We start from the raw sequence: 16,878 nt of genomic DNA, 5'->3' as shown, positions 1-16,878 counted from the left end.
TCATTTTTTTATCGCCCAAAATTTCAGTTCAAGGGCCGGAATATCAGTAGGCACATGGAATGCAAACCCACCTGATTTGCTGAGCTTCGCCAACTCCTCGACGCTTAGATCCAAGGTGAAATAGGCCTTGTCGGCATGGAAGGCGATCTGACGTGGTGCAACTGGAAGCGGCCGAACACTGAAGCCGGGCATGTGGTGATTGACCAAGCCACGAATGGTTTCCACGGTTCCGACTTTGAGTTGCGCGAGTAGGCGTTTACGCAACTCCTCAGTGCTGCATTGCGCACCCGCCACCAATACGAAGGACGACGTCTCGAAATGCGATTGATCGGCGACGATGGCGACTTGAACCCCATAATCGTGAGGTATGAGGGCCAGCGGCGTCGCATGTTCTTCCAGCACCAAGGTCATCAAATGTTTGAAAATGTTTATCAGCGTTTCAAAGCTTTGGCTTAGATCGCTGTGCTTATATTTAAGATTCGGTGGCGTACGCCGATCTGCCGTGGCAAACGTCGATAACTCGCCCACGACCGCCAGCAGCGTGCGGTACAGCTCCTCAGGGTGCACGTGTTGCAGGTTTTCGTAATGCTGCAAAATCAGCTGCGTGCGGTTCATCATTTGCATCAGCATAAAGTCGCCGACTTCGGAACCGCCAGCCTTGCCGCTGGCGCTGAGCCGCTCGGCCAATGCGGCACAACGGGTATCCACCAGGGCGATGGCTTCGTTGAGGCACTTGGTCAGGTAGGTCGAGGCCTTGGCGTGAATGACCGTCGGGGCGAAATCACCGTTAAGCGTCACGCCGCCGTCTGCCGTGCAATCAAGAATTTCGCACAGCTGAAGCTTCACGAAGATCTGATCGCTTTGCTGCTCACCGATCAGCAAGCGAAAATCCGGACGGCCGCATTGCACTTGGCTGGCAATACCCTCCCCGGCATTCGAATTAGAGATTTCGGCGTCGTACATGGAGTAGCGCGCCAGTACGTCTTTGTCTTCGTTTGCCCGGGCTTCGATGTGATTACCGGTCACCAACGGCAGCGCCAGGTAGACCGGTGCTTTGCCGATGTTAGGCGGCACCTGGATCATCAATGGCTCAACGCGACCTTCCAGATTGAACAGGCTGCCGTCAGGCAAAATGCCGGTGGCCTGACTGACCACAATCTTGCCTTGTTTTAACGGATCAGCCTCAATCCCCTGATCCAAAAAACCCCACATGTAGCGGCCTAGCAACTGCGTGCGGGTTTTCATTTGGTAATCGTAGTAGCGGTCGTTGTGCTGAAAGTGCTGCGGGCGCAGGAGCATGCCTTCGCGCCAAATGACTTTATGAGCGTTCATGGTCAATCTCCTGCTTTGTCGAGGTAGGCCAAGGCGTTGTGGATGCCGGCTTGATCCAGGCGCAATGTTGCGTGGGTGCGTTCCACGGGCGTCAGCTGAACCACGTAGCGCCACTTGGTTTCCGGCAGATCGCGATAGGCGGCAAGGACACCGACGTATCGGCTGCCGCTGTCGACGCTGAGCTTGAGGTCCAGGCTTTCACCCGGCCGTAGCTCTAGCTCTTCGCTGGTCACAAGGTCCGGCGCCAGGGTTTCTTTCGGTCGCTCGTACAGGCTGAAGAAGTCCGCATTTTCGAAGGCCACGGGATTTTTCAGCTCGATCAAGCGCACGACAATGGGTGAGGGCCGTCCATGCAGGTCTGGGTTGAGCTGGTCGCTGGCGGCCAGCGTCAAATCCAGCTTGGTCAGCGTGGAGTACGGCGACAGCGTCGAACAACCAGCCAACAGCAACAGGGCCGCAAAAACTGACAGGGATTTGAAACAGTAAGCGTGAAAGCAGGACATGCGCGTCATCCTTGTGGGTCGGTGTGAAGGCTGTCGATCAGACGAACCTGTTCTTCGTAGGCCTGGGCGAAGTCTCGCGCCAACAGGCGTTCGCTCCAGTCGTCGTCTTGGCCCAGCGCGTGGTGATAACGCCCATAAGCGCGCCACAAACCGCCGTCGGTGGAAAACAAAGGCTGGTGACCGTCGCGCTCGAAACGCAAAGCCAAGTGCTGCGGCGCAAAGTGCTCCAGGGTGCTGCGCAAGGCGGCTCGGCTGGCGCTGAGCATGGCCACTTGATGGGCTTGCAGGTCATTGAACGAGCGGACGATTGAGCGCTCGGCATGGGTTCGTAACTGCGGGTCGAGCAACAACCCTTTCACTGCATCGCTGGCGGTGGCCGCATGCTTGATCGGATTGCGTTGCGTGTATTGCCCAGTGGTCAGTGCCAGGCGCAGTTCATTTTTCAACTCAGTGCGCGTGCGCAGGCTTTGCTGCAAATTGCCAATGCTGAGCTTAAACAGGCGAGCTGTTTCAACAGCCAACACTTCGCGACTTGGTTGGTCGAGGTCATCCACGCTCAGGCCTAGCGCTTCGGCGAAACGCTGCCAGAACATTTCGTTTGGATCGGGTAACGGTGCCGGTGCTGGGGCTGCGTCCGGCTCTGGCGTCGGCGGTATCAGCGTCGGCACGATCAAATGCTCACGCTGAATCGGCGCGTAATCGGCACATTGTTGGGGTTCGGGAGTCGGCGTGTCGATAGCTGACGGCTGTTGCGTGGCAGCCATGGGCGACAGGCCGAAATTGACATCCTCTGGGATGATCAGCGAATTGCGGGGTACGACCGATTGAGCGCTCGCTGCGTTGGACTCAGCGCTTTTGCGTATCACCTGTGCCCGAATGTCGAAGGGGCCGATGACGTACACAGCGCCGTCTTCGATGCGTACATTGCTTTCTTTAACCAAGCGCTCGCCGGTGGCTTTCAGGCGCACGCCATTAGTGCTGATATCCCGCAGTAAAAAGTGGCTACCGTTAAAGCTGATCTGCGCATGTTGGCGGGATACTTGGCTGCCGTGGTCGACGATCACCCAGTCGGAGTACTCCAGGCGGCCAATCGCGCCGCCCCTGGGTTCAAACACGCAGCGTAATTGCTGCGAAGGCGCGGCCTGTTCGGTGTTCACTATTTCCAGAACCAATTGCATTTGCTGCACTCCTTGCGGTCATTTGCCGCGGTTGACCACCTGTGGGTCACCGAGGGGACGATAGGTGTCGTCACTGAATTTGTAGTTGCCGCTACAGCCGCCGAGGCAGCATGAAACGAGCAGCGTCAGCACGATTGCTGGCCATTGACGAACGAACATCGGTAGGTCTCCAAGGTGTGCAGGCGGTGCTGCAAAGAAAGGGTTAAGTGAGGTCGACATAGGTCGTTCAGGTCCGAACGTCGGCGGGGCGAATATTCAGGCGTTCCATCCGGTACAGCAGCGTGCGGCGCGCCAACCCAAGCTGGCGGGCAGCCACAGTTTGATTGCCACCGGTTTTTCTCAGGCAATCGAGCAATAAGCCTCGTTCGATCTGCTCCAGACGCGCGCGCAGATTCAAGCTGCTGTCGCTGGGTTCCAGATCGCGGCGCAGCGCAAAATGCTCGGGTAATAGTTGGTCGCCGTCACACAGCAAAATCGCCCGTTCGACCAGCGCCTTGAGCTCGCGAACATTGCCGGGGAAAGCGTATTGGCAGAGCTGGTCCAGGGCTCCATCGGACCAACTCACCGGTTCGCGTTTTAGAAACGTGCAGGCTTGATCGGCAAAGTGACGCGCCAGGTCCAACGCATCGCCGCCCCGGTCACGCAGGGCAGGCAGTTCGATCGGGAATTGCGCCAGGCGGTAATACAGGTCTTCGCGAAAACGCCCAGCGGCGACCAGTGCGGCAAGGTCGCGGTGAGTGGCGGCGATGATGCGGACGTCGATTTTGTGGGTGTCGTTGGAGCCTAACGGGCGAATCTCGCCCTCCTGCAATACACGCAACAACTTGGCTTGTAGCAACAGTGGCATGTCGCCGATCTCATCGAGCAACAGCGTTCCACCATCCGCAGCATCGAACAGGCCGACACGATCACGGTCGGCACCGGTGAAAGCTCCTTTGCGATAGCCGAACAGCTCACTTTCCAACAGGCTATCTGGAAGCGCGGCACAGTTTTGAACGATGAACCCCTTGGATCGACGCGGGCCGTTTTCATGAATAGCCCGAGCGATCACCTCTTTACCGGTGCCCGTTTCGCCCCTGAGAAGCACGGTATAGGGGTTATTCAGCACCTTGCCGATCAAGCGACTGGTTTCGCGCATGGCCGGGCTTTTACCGATCAGTCCGTAGCCACTGGCAATCGGCACGGCACTGACCGAAGTCGAGGATATTTCTGAAGCCCGGCGCGAACGCTGTAACAGCCTTAGTTGTCCGAGCACGAACGAACCGAACTGCCCCAGCGAGTCAGCAAAACCCTGAAGTTCGCGATGCTCGCGGCTGGCGCACACCAACAAACCGCTGACGGCGTTGTGTTGATCGAGCAGGGGCACACACAGCAATGATTGCCAAGGGCGCCGTCCGGCCGGGAGAAACGTCGTCTCTTGCAGGCTGGCGCTCAAATTGCACAGGCTGACCACCTTGTTCTGACACAGCGCATACTGCAGCAATTGCTCGCCGTCATAGTCCGTTGGCAGGCTGGCCGCCGCACGCGGCTGCAAAAGCCCTTGCCAGTATTCGGCATTTAACACGAGGCTGGTGTGGGTGGCGTCCAGCAGGTACAGCTGACTGATTTCGCACGCACTGAGCTCGACCGACGCACGCACGAAATCGCCGAGCAACGTCGCTGCGTCCATGGCGCTGGAAAGGCGCGCGAACTGCGCTAACAAGTCATGGGCGTAGCGCAGTGGTTCGGGCACCCCTGAAAACATCACGACCACCTCATGCGAACTCACACGCGACGGCATCATGCGTGTCTAGAGTGGCGTGGACGCTTTTGAGTGTTGCTCCAGTGGCCATCGCATCGAGCAGGCGATCCGCAATCAGCGGCAATAGGTGCGAGTCCAGCAAGTGATCGATAAGTCGCGCTCCGCTGTCACTTTGAGTGCAGCGCTCAGCCAATAGATCGACCAATATTTGAGAGTGGCTGAAGCCCAGTTGGCGACGGGCCAGCCGTTCACCCAGGCGCTGCAATTTGATCTCGATCAGCTCGCGCAGTACCGGGCCGCTGACTGGGTAGTACGGCACCACCCGCATGCGCGCCAGCAACGCTGGCTTGAAATGCTGGCTGAGCACCGGGCGGATACTCTCTTCCAACGCTTCGGCGGTCGGACGATCACCATCGCGACACAGCGCTTGGATGCGATCACTGGCGAGGTTGGATGTCATCAGAATGAGCGTATTGCGGAAGTCGATTTCGCGCCCTTCGCCGTCATTGGCGATGCCTTTGTCGAAGATCTGGTAGAAGAGATTCAGCACATCGGGGTCGGCTTTTTCGACTTCGTCGAGCAGCACCACTGAATAGGGTTTCTGCCGCACGGCTTCAGTCAACATGCCGCCTTCGCCATAACCTACATAACCTGGCGGCGAACCAATCAGGCGAGAAACGGTGTGTTTTTCCTGAAACTCGGACATGTTGATGGTGGTAATGAACCGCTCACCGCCGTACAACAAATCCGCCAGCACTAACGCGGTTTCGGTTTTGCCAACGCCGCTTGGGCCCACCAGCAAAAACACTCCGACCGGAGCATCAGGTTTGTTCAGTCCGGCAGCGGTGGCGCGCATTGAGCGATCCAGCGCACTCACCGCTTGGTCTTGGCCCCGAATACGCAACCGCAGGTCGCTGGCAAAGGTGCTGACGCGGGTGTTGTGTTCTCGGGCTAACTGCGCCAGTGGCACGCCGGTCCAAGCGCTGATGACCTCGGCCACTTGACGCGGGCACACTTCGAAACTCACCAACCGCTCGATCTCATGGGCAGCGCTCAAGGCGCTATGAACATTGTGCAACTCGGTTTCAAGCGCCTTGAGTTCATGCGAGTTGTCTTCACCTGAATCGCTTTCGTCACCGCGAGCGAGGGCCAATTGCTGGCGCAGCTCAAGCAGGCGTTCAGCGAGTTTTCGTTGTTCGTCCCACGATTGCTCTACGGTGTGCTGCTCTCGCTCAGCGTCTTCGAGGCGGCCCTCCAATGCGCTTAACGCATCTTGATCAATGCTTAATCCAGCCTCGGCATCCCGTCGCATTGCATGGCACTGACGCCCACCTTCGGCCAGCTCGCTGCGCAGTTTTTCCAGGCGCTCAGGCGGTGCCGCCAAGCTAATGCGCACGCGGGCACAGGCGGTATCGAGTACGTCCACTGCCTTGTCCGGCAACAGGCGGCCCGAGAGATAACGCGCTGATAACTCAGCGGCCGCCACAACGGCATCGTCACGCAGATAGATGCCGTGACTCTTTTCATAAATAGGCGCCAATCCACGCAATATTGTGATGGCTTCGGTGACCGTCGGCTCATGCAACCGCACTGGCTGGAAACGTCGCGCCAGTGCCGGGTCTTTTTCAAAGTACTTTTTATATTCAGCCCACGTCGTCGCTGCAATGGTGCGCAACTCACCACGCGCCAGCGCTGGCTTCAATAAGTTGGCGGCATCGGAACCACCGGCCTGACCGCCAGCGCCAATGAGGGTGTGGGCCTCATCGATGAATAACGTAATGGGCTTAAGCGAGGCTTTGACTTCGTCAATCACGCCCTTAAGTCGCCGTTCGAACTCACCCTTGACGCTGGCGCCCGCCTGCAACAATCCCATGTCCAAAGACAGCAGCTCAACACCTTTTAGGGAGTGGGGCACCTCGCCCCGGGCAATGCGCAACGCCAACCCTTCAACGATGGCAGTTTTGCCGACGCCCGCCTCGCCGACCACGATGGGATTATTTTTACGCCGTCGGGCGAGAATATCGATCATCTGGCGGATCGCATCATCGCGGCATAGCACCGGATCAAGCTTGCCTTCGCGGGCCTGCTGGGTGAGGTTGTGAGTGAACCTGGCCAGCAACGATTCACCGGGAACAGCGGGTTTCCCCGCCGCCGGCTCTGCCTGTTCAGACAATGCGAAATCACGCAGACGGTCGGCGTTCAATTTGGCCATAATCGGTTGGTAGCGGCTGCCGGCATAGCGCATCGGGTTGCGCAGCAACGCCAGAATCAACGCCGCCTGCCCCACATGACTTTGTCCAAGCTCAAGCGTGGCAACCAGCAGTGCGTCTTGCAGCCATTGCACCAGTTCGGGTGCGAACACCGGATTGCGCGAAGCGCTCTGTTCATCTCGCGGCTGCAACGCAGCAGCCAGTTCACCGGCATCGACTTGCGCGTCCAGCAAGGCTCGGCTTAATAAGCCTTGGGGCCGCTCCAAGAGGGCCAGCAGCAGGTCTTCAATCAGAATCTTGCTGCCGCCCCGGGCGACGCAACGCTCGGCCGAGCCTTCCAGTTCGCGACGGGTTTCGGCGTCCAGGGCCTGAATAAGTTGTTGCAGGTCTACGTTGATCATAATCAGTCGTCCTTAATGAGTTTTGCTGCCGAGGGTGACGATGCCGTCGGCATATTCGCGTCCAAGCCAACTGGTCCAGCCGAGGCGGCAGGCGTTATGTTCGTCGAGGCGCAGCTCACGAATTTCTTCATGGCGAAGCACCAGGCGAATGTCGTAATCGAGGGGGTCGCGCAGGGTAAAACGCACCAGCGCGCAGAGCGGTTGATAACCCACTCCCGTAGGCAGGAAATCGAGGAAGCGCTGCCAATCCAGTTCCCGGATGTGCACGCGAAATTTACTGCTGCGATCACGCACGTATTCGCCCAGCACCAAGTCTTCGCCCAAGCGACTGTTCGCCATACCTAGCCGGTTACGTTGCTCCTCAAGAATCCGTACCGAACGCTCGATGCATTGCTCGATGGTCAACTCGGCGTGCTTGAAGTAGTAACGCAGTACGGACTCGATCAACGCGGCCGAGTGGGCTCGCAGGCTGAGCAAGCCCAAATAGGGCAATAGGCGTTTCCAGTTCAGCTCGTTGGTCTCGCGTATCGCCTTGTCCCCAAGTCCGATCAGCGCGAAGAGGTGCGCCGAAAACGGGTCCACCGCGCCGCGCTCGAAACGGGCGTGATAGCGATACTTGCGCCAAGTGGGCAGCAGCAGGCGTTGTAACCGGTGATGAAACAGGTCGAGAAAATCACGGGTCGACTCGCCCTTTCCGCCGTATTCCAGCGCCTGCTCGCCGTAAAAAGCCGGCAGCGGCGATCCGGCTCCAACCAGGCTGATCAAGTTCAGACGCAGCCGTGCGCGAGAACGCCCTCCCTCGTCGAAGAACTCCACGCAATCAATATCGCTGCTCGGGAAACCAAAGCTCGGATTCGCCTGAAACTCCACCAGATCGTAAAGTTGTTCTTCACTCATCGCTGTATTGGATAGGCGTAACTGGTCCATGACCTGAGGTACGGCCTGGAAGATCGAGAATTCGCGTATAGCTCGGCTCAACCTGCTTACAGCAAAGGTTGCAGGCCCATACGTGGTGCCCATTGGTACACCTCCCCCTGTGTGCTTTGCACATGTAGTTCGTGGTACGAATTGAGGCTGGCGTAGAGCGCAAAGAACTCGTTGAGAACCGAGGCGAACAGGAACAAATCGCCTTCGCCGACATAGCTCCTTGGGTCAATCAACAGCTCAGTGCGTAAGCCACGAACGGGCAACCCGCGATGCAACCGATCGACGTGCTGATGGCTGATGGACTTCAAACCGTCGAGCAGGGTTTTGCTGACGTTGCGAGCCTTCTGGTCGTAGTAGCGCGGCAAGTCGTAGGTTTCGAGAATGACCTTCAGCGCATTGACGTTGGCCAGCGACACATAATTCAGCGACATGTTGCTGATCAGCTTCCACAGGAAGTCGCGGTTCAATGGTGGGGCGTAACTGGACGTGGGCACGAGGATGTTGCGGAAGGTCAGCGCTTCCTGGGTTTCTTTGCTGCTGGAAATATCGCCAACCTTGAGCCGGCGCGGAAGGTTTTGATTGGTACAGGTCAGATCCACGGACACCGTCGAAAAACGCTCGATGTTTTGGTTGCCAAAACTCAGGTAGGTGTCCACGCCTTCATGAGCGTGGGAGGGCCGCTGCCGAACGCTGTAATGTGGGGCGTGATTGCCGTCATCGAAGCTGGAGTCATGCTCGAAAGACTCGAACGGCACAAAGCTCTTAAATGTCCCGCCCATCTCGTTCCCGCCCACCCCGTCGACGGAAAACACGCCGCAGTGACCTCGACCCTCTTGATGGGGCAGAAGCAGATACTCGTCTTCTTTTCCTTCAAGACGGATCGGAGACGCATCGTGCTTGAACAGGTTGACGATGGGCGTGCAGTACAGCTTCACGTTGTCTACCGTCGGGCGCTGGCGCTCCATGCCGTTTTTGCTGATAGAGAAATGCAACTCGATACCCTTAGCACCCTTGAGGATATCTTCCGAAAAGCTTTGTAGAGCGTCTAAGCCGGAGATATCAACGAACAGAAACTTCTCTTGAAACGCGAAGTACTCCTGGAGGTAGCGGTAACCACGGAAGGTGTTCAGCGGGTAAGGAATCAATGATTCGTCTTCGGCAAAACCCACGGGCTGGAGGCAGTTGGAGGGTAGGGTTAGGAAGCGGTCGCTGCGGCGCAGAGTGTTCACATGCTCAGTGCCAGCGCCCAATAGGTGCACTTCAACTTTTTCCAAATGGCGCAGCAAACTCAGATAGAGCGTCTGGCTAATGTATCGGTCACCCGCAAAATGCAGCCGAAGGCGGCGCAGCTTCAAGTCACCCAGATGGCCGTCACCTGGAATTTCCAAACGCAGCGTTAAAAGAGCGCCTTCGCCCTTTTCGGAATAGCTCAATGCAGCCAGATTTAGCGCCTGAACCTCTGTGGCATAACATGTCCGGAAACTGCAAATCTCCCCCTCAACCGGCTCACTTTTTACGTCTGTACCGCGAGCGGCGATTACGGTCGGGCCGGCTTGCGCAAGAGCTTCGAACTGCAACATGCTGAACGACGGCAGCGGACGCATGTAGTTCGGCCACAACAGGTACATCAAGGAATGAGTAAGCTCGGGCAGATCATCGTCAAGCTTCTCCCTCAAGCGCCCAGTCAGAAAGGCAAAGCCTTCAAGCAAACGCTCCACGTCGGGGTCGCTTCCACCCTGCCCCAAAAAATGCGCCAACGCCGGATTACGCTCAGCGAAAACACCGCCCAACTGGCGTAGCGCGTTCAATTCGCTTTGGTAGTACTGGTTAAAAGACACGGGCGATGAGCTTCCTGCACGAATGCTGTGTGAATGAGATGTAGCGTTCGGCGTGCTCCGCTGGAAAGTTCCACGTGGAACACGCTGGTATATGAAATAGAGCGTCGCTACTTAACTGTGATTTTTCCGCCGTTACTCAATCGGGCGGACAACAAGACCGATGACTTAACACCGTCAACTTCCAGTTGGCCTTCGATGGAGAACGCAAGGTTCAGCTGGTTACTCTCATTAGGCGTTGAGATGAGTTCAACCTTGGTAAGACGCGGCTCATACGCCTCAATGAAGCGCTTGATGTCTGTTGCTCCCTGAGTCAACGCATCGTGAAGACTCAGCGTCATATTGTTCAGGTCTGGCATCCCGTAGTCGGGCAGCGCTAGTACACTGCCCGCACGGGTGCTGAGCATTTTGGACAGGTGGGCAGTCACCGAATCCCGGGCGGCTTCCTCGAGGTTTTTGCTTCGCGAGGCAGGAGTTCCACCAAGGCGTTCGAAAAGACTGCCGTATGCCGTCATGAGTTATCTGCTCACTCTTTTTCCAGCTTGCCGACCAGCGACAGGGTGAAATCAGCACCCATGTATTTAAAGTGCGGGCGCACGTTCAGGCCCACTCGGTACCAACCAGGCTCACCTTCAACATCAGTGACGGTGACTTGGGCTGCGCGCAGTGGGCGGCGACCCCGAACGTCCGCGCTTGGGTTTTCCTGATCAGCAACGTACTGACGAATCCATTTGTTCAGCTCTTGCTCAAGGTCCGTGCGTTCTTTCCAAGAGCCCAGCTGCTCGCGCTGCAGCACTTTGATGTAGTGCGCCAGGCGATTGATGATGAACATGTATGGCAGTTGTGTGCCCAACTTGAAGTTGAGTTCAGAAGTTTTATCTTCCTCACTGATGCCGAAAAACTTCGGTTTTTGTACCGAACTGGCGGAGAAGAACGCTGCGTTATCGCTGCCCTTGCGCATGGTCAGGGAGATAAAACCTTCCTCGGCCAACTCATATTCGCGGCGATCCGACACCAGTACTTCAGTCGGAATTTTGGTCTCGATTTCACCCATGCTCTGGAAGTGATGCAACGGCAGATCTTCCACGGCGCCGCCGCTTTGTGGGCCAATAATGTTCGGGCACCAGCGAAATTTAGCGAAGCTGTCGGTGAGTTTGGTGGCGAAGGCGTAGGCGGTATTACCCCACAGATAATGCTCGTGGCTGTTGGCTACATTCTCTTTGTAGACAAAGCTCTTGACCGGATTTTCCTCGGGGTCATAGGGGTTACGCAGCAAGAACCGCGGTACGGTCAAGGCGACATAGCGTGCGTCTTCCTGCACGCGGAAGCTTTGCCATTTGGTGTAGTGCGGGCCTGAGAATTGGTCTTTGAGGTCTTTCAGGTCCGGTAAACCGGTGAAACTTTCCAGTCCAAAAAATTGCGGCCCGGCTGCGGCAATAAAGGGGGCATGCGCCATGCACGCAATGCTGGCGACATATTGCATGGTCTTGACGTCTGGCGAGCTGGGCGAGAAGAAGTAATTGGCAATAATTGCGCCCACTGGCTCGCCACCAAACTGACCGTATTCAGCCGTGTAAACATGCTTATAGAGGCCGGATTGATTGATCTCCGGCGAATCTTCGAAGTCATCCAGCAGGTCTTGCTTGGAGACGTTTAAGATCTCGATCTTGTTGTTTTCGCGGAAGTCGGTGCGGTCCACCAGCAGTTTCAGCCCGCGCCACGACGCCTCTAATGCCTGGAACTCGGCATGGTGAAGAATCTCATCCATTTGAAGGCTGAGCTTGGCATCGATCTCGGCGATCATGCGATCAACCATGGCTTTCTTGACCGGCTCGCCATTGTTTTGCGGCTTTAACAACTCTTCAATGAACGCCGACACACCCCGCTTGGCGATGCTGTAAGCCTCGTCGTTAGGCGTCAGTTTGGTCTCGGCAATAATGCGGTCGAGAATGCCGCTCTCCGCTGTTTCGGTGGTGTTTTGCTGCGATGCTTTGGTGCTCATAATGTGGGCTTCCTATGCGGATAAAGGCTCAAGCGTCGGGCTTTGCGGCTGCGTTCATCTCAAGTTCGCTCAGCACTCGGCTGCGTGATTCATCGTCGCTAAGGACGCTTTCAATCGCTTTGCGAAACGCTGGCGCATTACCTAATGGCCCTTTGAGAGCGACCAACGCATTGCGCAACTCCATCAACTTTTTCAGCTCTGGAATCTGATCAATCAGGCTGGCCGGGTTGAAATCCTTCATGGATTCGAAACCAAGTTTGATCGCCAACTCATCTGAACCACCCTCCTCCTGAAGACGGTTCGGTACGCTCAGTGTCATGTTGAGTTTTTGTTTGCTCAGCACATCGTCGAAGCTGTTCTTGTCGATGCTGATCGGCTTGCGGTCTTCAACCTTTCGTTCATCCGCTTGATGGGTGAAATCCCCCAACACCATCAACTTGAGCGGCAGCTCAACCTGTTCCTGCGAGTTACCGGTCGCGGGTTTGAACGTGACGTTGATGCGTTCCTTAGGGGCTATGGAGCCTTCTTTGGCCATGACTTTTCTCCTCTACAGTGATGACCCGAAGGCCTAGGGCAGTGCGACTTCGATATCGAGGTGACACAGCCGTTGAAAGATGTCGTCCTTGCGCTCGCGCACGACGGCGTTCTGCGGCAACAACTCGCAGCAGCGGTACAACAGATGCAAAACTTGCAGTGCGAGGTCCGGCTCCCAGGCCGCAAGTCCGGAGCTCAATAATTGTTGATCGAGGGTTTCAAGCTGGGCTTTGGCCAATTCGTATTTCTTGGCTTGATGACAAAGGCGAGCAAGGCTCAGTTGCCAGAAAAACCGTACTCGCCCTCCTTGGGCGGCCTGCAATCCCTGCTTGAGGAGTTGCACGGCAGGTTTGAGCCCATCCCTTCGCAAAATGGGCAACGCGTCTTCGTATGCCTCTTCCCAGACCGCCTGCTGATAGTCGGTTTGCACAGTCATCGGCGAACTCGCAGCTTGGAAATGCACTAAAACGTGGGCACTGATCCAGCTGCGTGTCTCGGCATCGGCGAAGGGCACGCCGTCATGAAACTTCAGTTCAACCACTGTGGGCAGGCGCTGCAAGAACAGCGAGAACTGCACTTCTACTTCTCGCATGGCGAGGTCAGCGTTAAGTCCTTGCTGACACTCCCAGGCCATACGCTGACCATCGAACCAGAATGGCGAAGCGGAAATGCTTGCCTCAAGGTCCACCAGCAAATCGGCAAACGCCCCTTGAGAAAAGCGGTCTTGATAGCTTTTTAATTTGTCCGCCGGTGGCCCGCGCAGCGCGGTGACGTGCTCAGCATTACGTTCGGGAAGCGTGTCAATCGGTAGCCATAGCAATGTCCGGTTGAGGCGCAAAGCGCGTATGTCGGTGGCTTTCTGGCGCAACCACCAGGTACACAATGTGCGGGCATTCTCCTGCTGACCACGCAGGGCTTTTTGCGCTTCTTTCTCGTTGTCGACTGGTGAACCCGGTGCAAAGAGTTGGCTGGCCGCCTGTTTGATCTGCGCAACGGTCGATTCCACGGGGCCGGGCAAATTATTCACGGCGCGATCAATCATCAGCTTCAGGCGCCGACACAGCGGCAACATCAAAGGCGCGTCACCCGCCAAATGCAGCGTCAACAATGTTTCCAGCCCATGAAGGCGTTCCAGCAGCAGCTGGAACAAGGGCAATTGCTCCTTGATCGGAACGCTCTCCACCAACACTTGGTCCATACGCGGCAACAGCCAACTGAATGCTGCCGCGCGGGTACGCACCTTAAGCGGATGCACCGCTTGCCAATGGTGCTGGCAGAGATGACAGAGCATGCCAACGCCAGCCATCAAACCGGCAAATGATTCTTTCTGGTACAACGCCCACACCAACCACGCCCCTACACGCAGGTCTTTGGACTGGGTTTGCAAAATCGCTTCGCTCAGGTCAAGCACCTTCTGCCAGTCGACCTTAATGCCCTCTTCCATGGACTGAGCTTTGTTCAGTTCAAGCTCCAGCGCTTCATATTCGTTGGAAAAACGAATGTCCTCGCCGCAGAAGTTGTCTTGGGCGATTGGCGTTTTAGCCACAACAAGGTAATGGGCGGAGCGTGCGCTTGAGTAGCTCATCCGAGGTAGCGACCGTTTGAGCAGGCATAACCATACTGAAGTGCATCGATACTTGGCGGGGTTGTATCAGGATGGTTCATGAAAGTTGCTTTAAACCGATTGCATTTGTCGTACGTCATAGTCGGGCTCCTCGGACGTTGGGCCGATCTTAAAATTGTGCAACTTATAAGTCTGTAGGATTTATTACCTTCTAATGTCGGCCTGCTCTGATGAAAACGACGAAACTTCGTACGGAGTCTTCCAGAACATGAAAGTCGCTGTTGTCTGTAGGAGATATCCTGCAAAAACATCGGAAGCTAGAGCAGTTTGAAAAGCTAAAAGAGGCTTGTTAAATGCTCCAAACCGCCGTATTTTTCTGCAACCCAATTATTAGTGCATATGTATCTGTACAACGATTGCCCCATATTTGTTATTGCGGCTACTGCAGCAATAAATATTAACTCCCTATAAAAGCATTGTTCGTTTTGCTCTAAGGGAGGGGTGCGCAAATAGTTGTCAATGTAAAACGACTAATATTCGCGAAGTTATTCAGGAGTACCGCTTGTGGAAAAACACGACCCCAATTCCTGCCGGGTATGTCTGGCGAATCGACCAAAAGAAAAAACCCCTCAGCAACTCGCCGCCCGGGAGGAGATGCAAAAACCCGCCCTGGCCGCAATTGCGCAGAGGGAAGCACGCCAAGAGGCGCTCTACCGCAGGGTGGCGGAGCAGAAAAAACGCGAGCGGGACAGCAAGGTGCCGGTCTTCTTGACCATCGGTGTGTTCTTCGACGGCACCTGCAATAACGCCAGCAACACCGCGATGGGCATTATGTGTGGCGCGCATCACCCGATTCAGCCGCTAGACCTCGACGCCAGTTGCAAACCGTATATGGCGGATGCTGACAGCAGTTATGGGAATGATTTAAGCAAGATACCAACCACGAAATCACCCACATCATGTTTGATGTCTTCGGTTTTAGTCGAGGCGCCGCAGCGGCCAGGCACTTTGCCACAGAAGTCGCCAAAGTTCGCAACGGTCCCTTAGACGTTGCACTCAATAACCAAAAAATTGCATTCAGCCCGGAATTCATTGGCCAATACAAAAAAGATATCCGCATCGGTTTTATCGGCCTGTTCGATACCGTGGCAGCTACGGGTGGGTTGAGTAACTTACTCAATATCAGCAGTTCAGTTACTCCCGGATTGAACATTGCATTGCCCTCGTCAGACTTCAGCTACGTGGTGCAATTAGTGGCTCGCGACGAGTGCCGAGACAATTTTGCCCTTAATAAAATCGGCCCCGATCATCCTGAAATTATCGTGCCCGGTGTTCACTCGGACGTTGGAGGAGGTTATCGCGCCGAGGCGGACGAATGCGTGCTGATCACTCCCATGCAGGCGCTGACGGTCGCGGAAAACTGTGACGTAAAAACCACCTCCATTTACCAGGACGCGCTGCAAGCCAAACTGCACATGATCGCTAAAGGCTGGCCCGCCGAGATGCTGGAAATTATTACTCCGCCCTCTATGGAGTTAGCGATTGACCCGCAGGATCGACAGGCACCCCGGGAAAAAAGAGTGTTTGCGGGCCTACAACTCAAGCGAACAGTACGCGGAGAGTTGTCGCGTGTGTATTTGCGGGTGATGTACACCCTGGCGAAACAAAAGAAGGTACGTTTTACCGATATCGATGAGCAGCGTGCTGACTACAAGCTCCCTCAAGACCTCCAATCGCTGTGCGACCGCTTTGTGGCCGGTGATTACAGCACCACACCTGCCGAAGAAGCTTAGTTAAAGCTGCGCTATATCCATACCTCCGCCCATTGGAACAACCCAGTGACTAAGCGACATGGGGAGGGCCTGAAGCTTTTTTACTTTAATGCACCGACGGAAAACGGCATACGCATCCAACACCCTCACGTAATCAAGGGCCAACGATGAAGATCAAAAAGCTGTGGATATTATTGGGTCTAGCAATGATTGCAGGATGCCAGGCCGCCGACCCGTTGTCCGGCGTTAATGACCCCCATCACCCATGGTGGGATCTGCGATTCTCCGCGCCGTACTATATGACGGGTTGGGTCGAGATGAGCGCGGTAGTGGACATTAATAACCGATTCTTCCCACGCCGAGGTGGCGGCGGAATTGGCATTGAAGTTTTCCAGAATGACGACATCGACGATGCTAGGGGATGGTCGGATACCGGTGGAAACGGGAGCTTTGTCACCGGTGCCGATCTCCCGAAACGGGTCTTTGTGCGCTGGCAATCCTCGGTCGAGCCTCAAACCTATCAGGGCTGGATAGAGATCCCGGAAGAAGCCCGTCAACTGATGCGCTACTCCATCGCTCGACGCTGTGCCAAATACCCTGACCGCCCAGCATCCTGGCACCCCAGCCTGACCCTGGGGCTTGCACCCGGCGGTATCGTGCAAGTGTGGGTGTGGGATGAGTGTTTACGCCGAGTCGCCTTCAACCGCGTACAAGTCGAAGTCGAAGTCGAGCCTTTAGGCCCGTATCTGGGCAAATCAAACGGGCACTACTTCCAACAAACCAAGGACTCGAAGCAATACATCGAACGCTTCGGCATTCCGCATGGCAGTTGGTGATCCTACCCCACCCACAAAAGCATCTTTACTCTACGTCTCAAGG

At 56.0% G+C, this 16,878-nt stretch carries 13 protein-coding genes and 1 pseudogene; 2 read left to right on the top strand and 12 right to left on the bottom strand.

Features of this window, described 5'->3' with window-relative positions; all coding sequences use genetic code 11:
* The 12 genes from tssK to tssA form a co-directional block, all read right to left on the bottom strand.
* Complete coding sequence (tssK, locus tag QN378_RS21440; RefSeq protein ID WP_323550967.1) at positions 1-1,332, bottom strand: type VI secretion system baseplate subunit TssK; 1,332 nt, start codon at positions 1,330-1,332, stop codon at positions 1-3.
* 2 nt (positions 1,333-1,334) lie between these two features.
* Positions 1,335-1,835: a type VI secretion system lipoprotein TssJ gene (gene tssJ, locus QN378_RS21435; protein WP_416350636.1), complete on the bottom strand. Its 501-nt coding sequence runs from the start codon at positions 1,833-1,835 to the stop codon at positions 1,335-1,337.
* 5 nt (positions 1,836-1,840) lie between these two features.
* Positions 1,841-3,013 carry a type VI secretion system-associated FHA domain protein TagH gene (tagH, locus tag QN378_RS21430; protein WP_322206045.1) on the bottom strand — a complete coding sequence of 391 codons (1,173 nt, stop codon included), beginning with the start codon at positions 3,011-3,013 and terminating at the stop codon, positions 1,841-1,843.
* An 18-nt stretch (positions 3,014-3,031) separates the two neighbouring features.
* A complete protein-coding gene (locus tag QN378_RS21425) occupies positions 3,032-3,172 on the bottom strand; it encodes a type VI secretion protein (protein WP_322206044.1) in 141 nt (46 codons plus the stop codon).
* 67 nt (positions 3,173-3,239) lie between these two features.
* A complete protein-coding gene (locus QN378_RS21420; RefSeq protein ID WP_322206043.1) occupies positions 3,240-4,757 on the bottom strand; it encodes a sigma 54-interacting transcriptional regulator in 1,518 nt (505 codons plus the stop codon).
* A gap of 10 nt (positions 4,758-4,767) precedes the next feature.
* On the bottom strand, positions 4,768-7,371 hold the full coding sequence (tssH, locus tag QN378_RS21415; protein WP_322206972.1) for a type VI secretion system ATPase TssH: 2,604 nt from the start codon (positions 7,369-7,371) through the stop codon (positions 4,768-4,770).
* Positions 7,372-7,377: 6 nt separating this feature from the next.
* Positions 7,378-8,385: a type VI secretion system baseplate subunit TssG gene (gene tssG / locus QN378_RS21410; RefSeq protein WP_322206042.1), complete on the bottom strand. Its 1,008-nt coding sequence runs from the start codon at positions 8,383-8,385 to the stop codon at positions 7,378-7,380.
* The gene (gene tssF, locus QN378_RS21405; RefSeq protein ID WP_322206041.1) at positions 8,349-10,130 is read right to left on the bottom strand and encodes a type VI secretion system baseplate subunit TssF; all 1,782 of its coding nucleotides are present in this window, start codon (positions 10,128-10,130) and stop codon (positions 8,349-8,351) included. The genes tssG and tssF overlap by 37 nt, the downstream gene beginning before the upstream one ends.
* A gap of 107 nt (positions 10,131-10,237) precedes the next feature.
* Positions 10,238-10,642: a type VI secretion system baseplate subunit TssE gene (gene tssE / locus QN378_RS21400; RefSeq protein ID WP_322206040.1), complete on the bottom strand. Its 405-nt coding sequence runs from the start codon at positions 10,640-10,642 to the stop codon at positions 10,238-10,240.
* An 11-nt stretch (positions 10,643-10,653) separates the two neighbouring features.
* Positions 10,654-12,129: a type VI secretion system contractile sheath large subunit gene (gene tssC, locus QN378_RS21395; RefSeq protein WP_322206039.1), complete on the bottom strand. Its 1,476-nt coding sequence runs from the start codon at positions 12,127-12,129 to the stop codon at positions 10,654-10,656.
* A gap of 28 nt (positions 12,130-12,157) precedes the next feature.
* The gene (tssB, locus tag QN378_RS21390) at positions 12,158-12,664 is read right to left on the bottom strand and encodes a type VI secretion system contractile sheath small subunit (RefSeq protein ID WP_322206038.1); all 507 of its coding nucleotides are present in this window, start codon (positions 12,662-12,664) and stop codon (positions 12,158-12,160) included.
* A 33-nt stretch (positions 12,665-12,697) separates the two neighbouring features.
* Positions 12,698-14,248, bottom strand: a complete 1,551-nt coding sequence (gene tssA / locus QN378_RS21385; RefSeq protein ID WP_322206037.1) for a type VI secretion system protein TssA — start codon at positions 14,246-14,248, stop codon at positions 12,698-12,700.
* Between the two features lie 579 nt (positions 14,249-14,827).
* Here tssA and QN378_RS23690 point away from each other — a divergent pair.
* Positions 14,828-16,170 (top strand): annotated as a pseudogene (locus tag QN378_RS23690) (phospholipase effector Tle1 domain-containing protein).
* The gene (locus QN378_RS21370; RefSeq protein ID WP_323570713.1) at positions 16,167-16,835 is read left to right on the top strand and encodes a DUF2931 family protein; all 669 of its coding nucleotides are present in this window, start codon (positions 16,167-16,169) and stop codon (positions 16,833-16,835) included. Before QN378_RS23690 ends, QN378_RS21370 begins: the two are co-directional and overlap by 4 nt.
* The last annotated feature ends 43 nt before the right edge of the window (positions 16,836-16,878 follow it).

The organism is Pseudomonas sp. 10S5 (genome assembly GCF_035019745.1).
Classification (GTDB): domain Bacteria; phylum Pseudomonadota; class Gammaproteobacteria; order Pseudomonadales; family Pseudomonadaceae; genus Aquipseudomonas.
This window is presented reverse-complemented; position numbering and strand designations above follow the sequence as displayed.

Excerpts from the sequence above, each read along its gene's own strand:
- tssK (WP_323550967.1), bottom strand. The coding sequence starts at position 1,332 with ATGAACGCTCATAAAGTCATTTGGCGCGAAGGCATGCTCCTGCGCCCG.
- tssJ (WP_416350636.1), bottom strand. The coding sequence starts at position 1,835 with ATGTCCTGCTTTCACGCTTACTGTTTCAAATCCCTGTCAGTTTTTGCG.
- tagH (WP_322206045.1), bottom strand. The coding sequence starts at position 3,013 with ATGCAATTGGTTCTGGAAATAGTGAACACCGAACAGGCCGCGCCTTCG.
- QN378_RS21425 (WP_322206044.1), bottom strand. The coding sequence starts at position 3,172 with ATGTTCGTTCGTCAATGGCCAGCAATCGTGCTGACGCTGCTCGTTTCA.
- QN378_RS21420 (WP_322206043.1), bottom strand. The coding sequence starts at position 4,757 with ATGTTTTCAGGGGTGCCCGAACCACTGCGCTACGCCCATGACTTGTTA.
- tssG (WP_322206042.1), bottom strand. The coding sequence starts at position 8,385 with ATGGGCACCACGTATGGGCCTGCAACCTTTGCTGTAAGCAGGTTGAGC.
- tssE (WP_322206040.1), bottom strand. The coding sequence starts at position 10,642 with ATGACGGCATACGGCAGTCTTTTCGAACGCCTTGGTGGAACTCCTGCC.
- tssC (WP_322206039.1), bottom strand. The coding sequence starts at position 12,129 with ATGAGCACCAAAGCATCGCAGCAAAACACCACCGAAACAGCGGAGAGC.
- tssB (WP_322206038.1), bottom strand. The coding sequence starts at position 12,664 with ATGGCCAAAGAAGGCTCCATAGCCCCTAAGGAACGCATCAACGTCACG.
- tssA (WP_322206037.1), bottom strand. The coding sequence starts at position 14,248 with ATGAGCTACTCAAGCGCACGCTCCGCCCATTACCTTGTTGTGGCTAAA.
- QN378_RS21370 (WP_323570713.1), top strand. The coding sequence starts at position 16,167 with ATGAAGATCAAAAAGCTGTGGATATTATTGGGTCTAGCAATGATTGCA.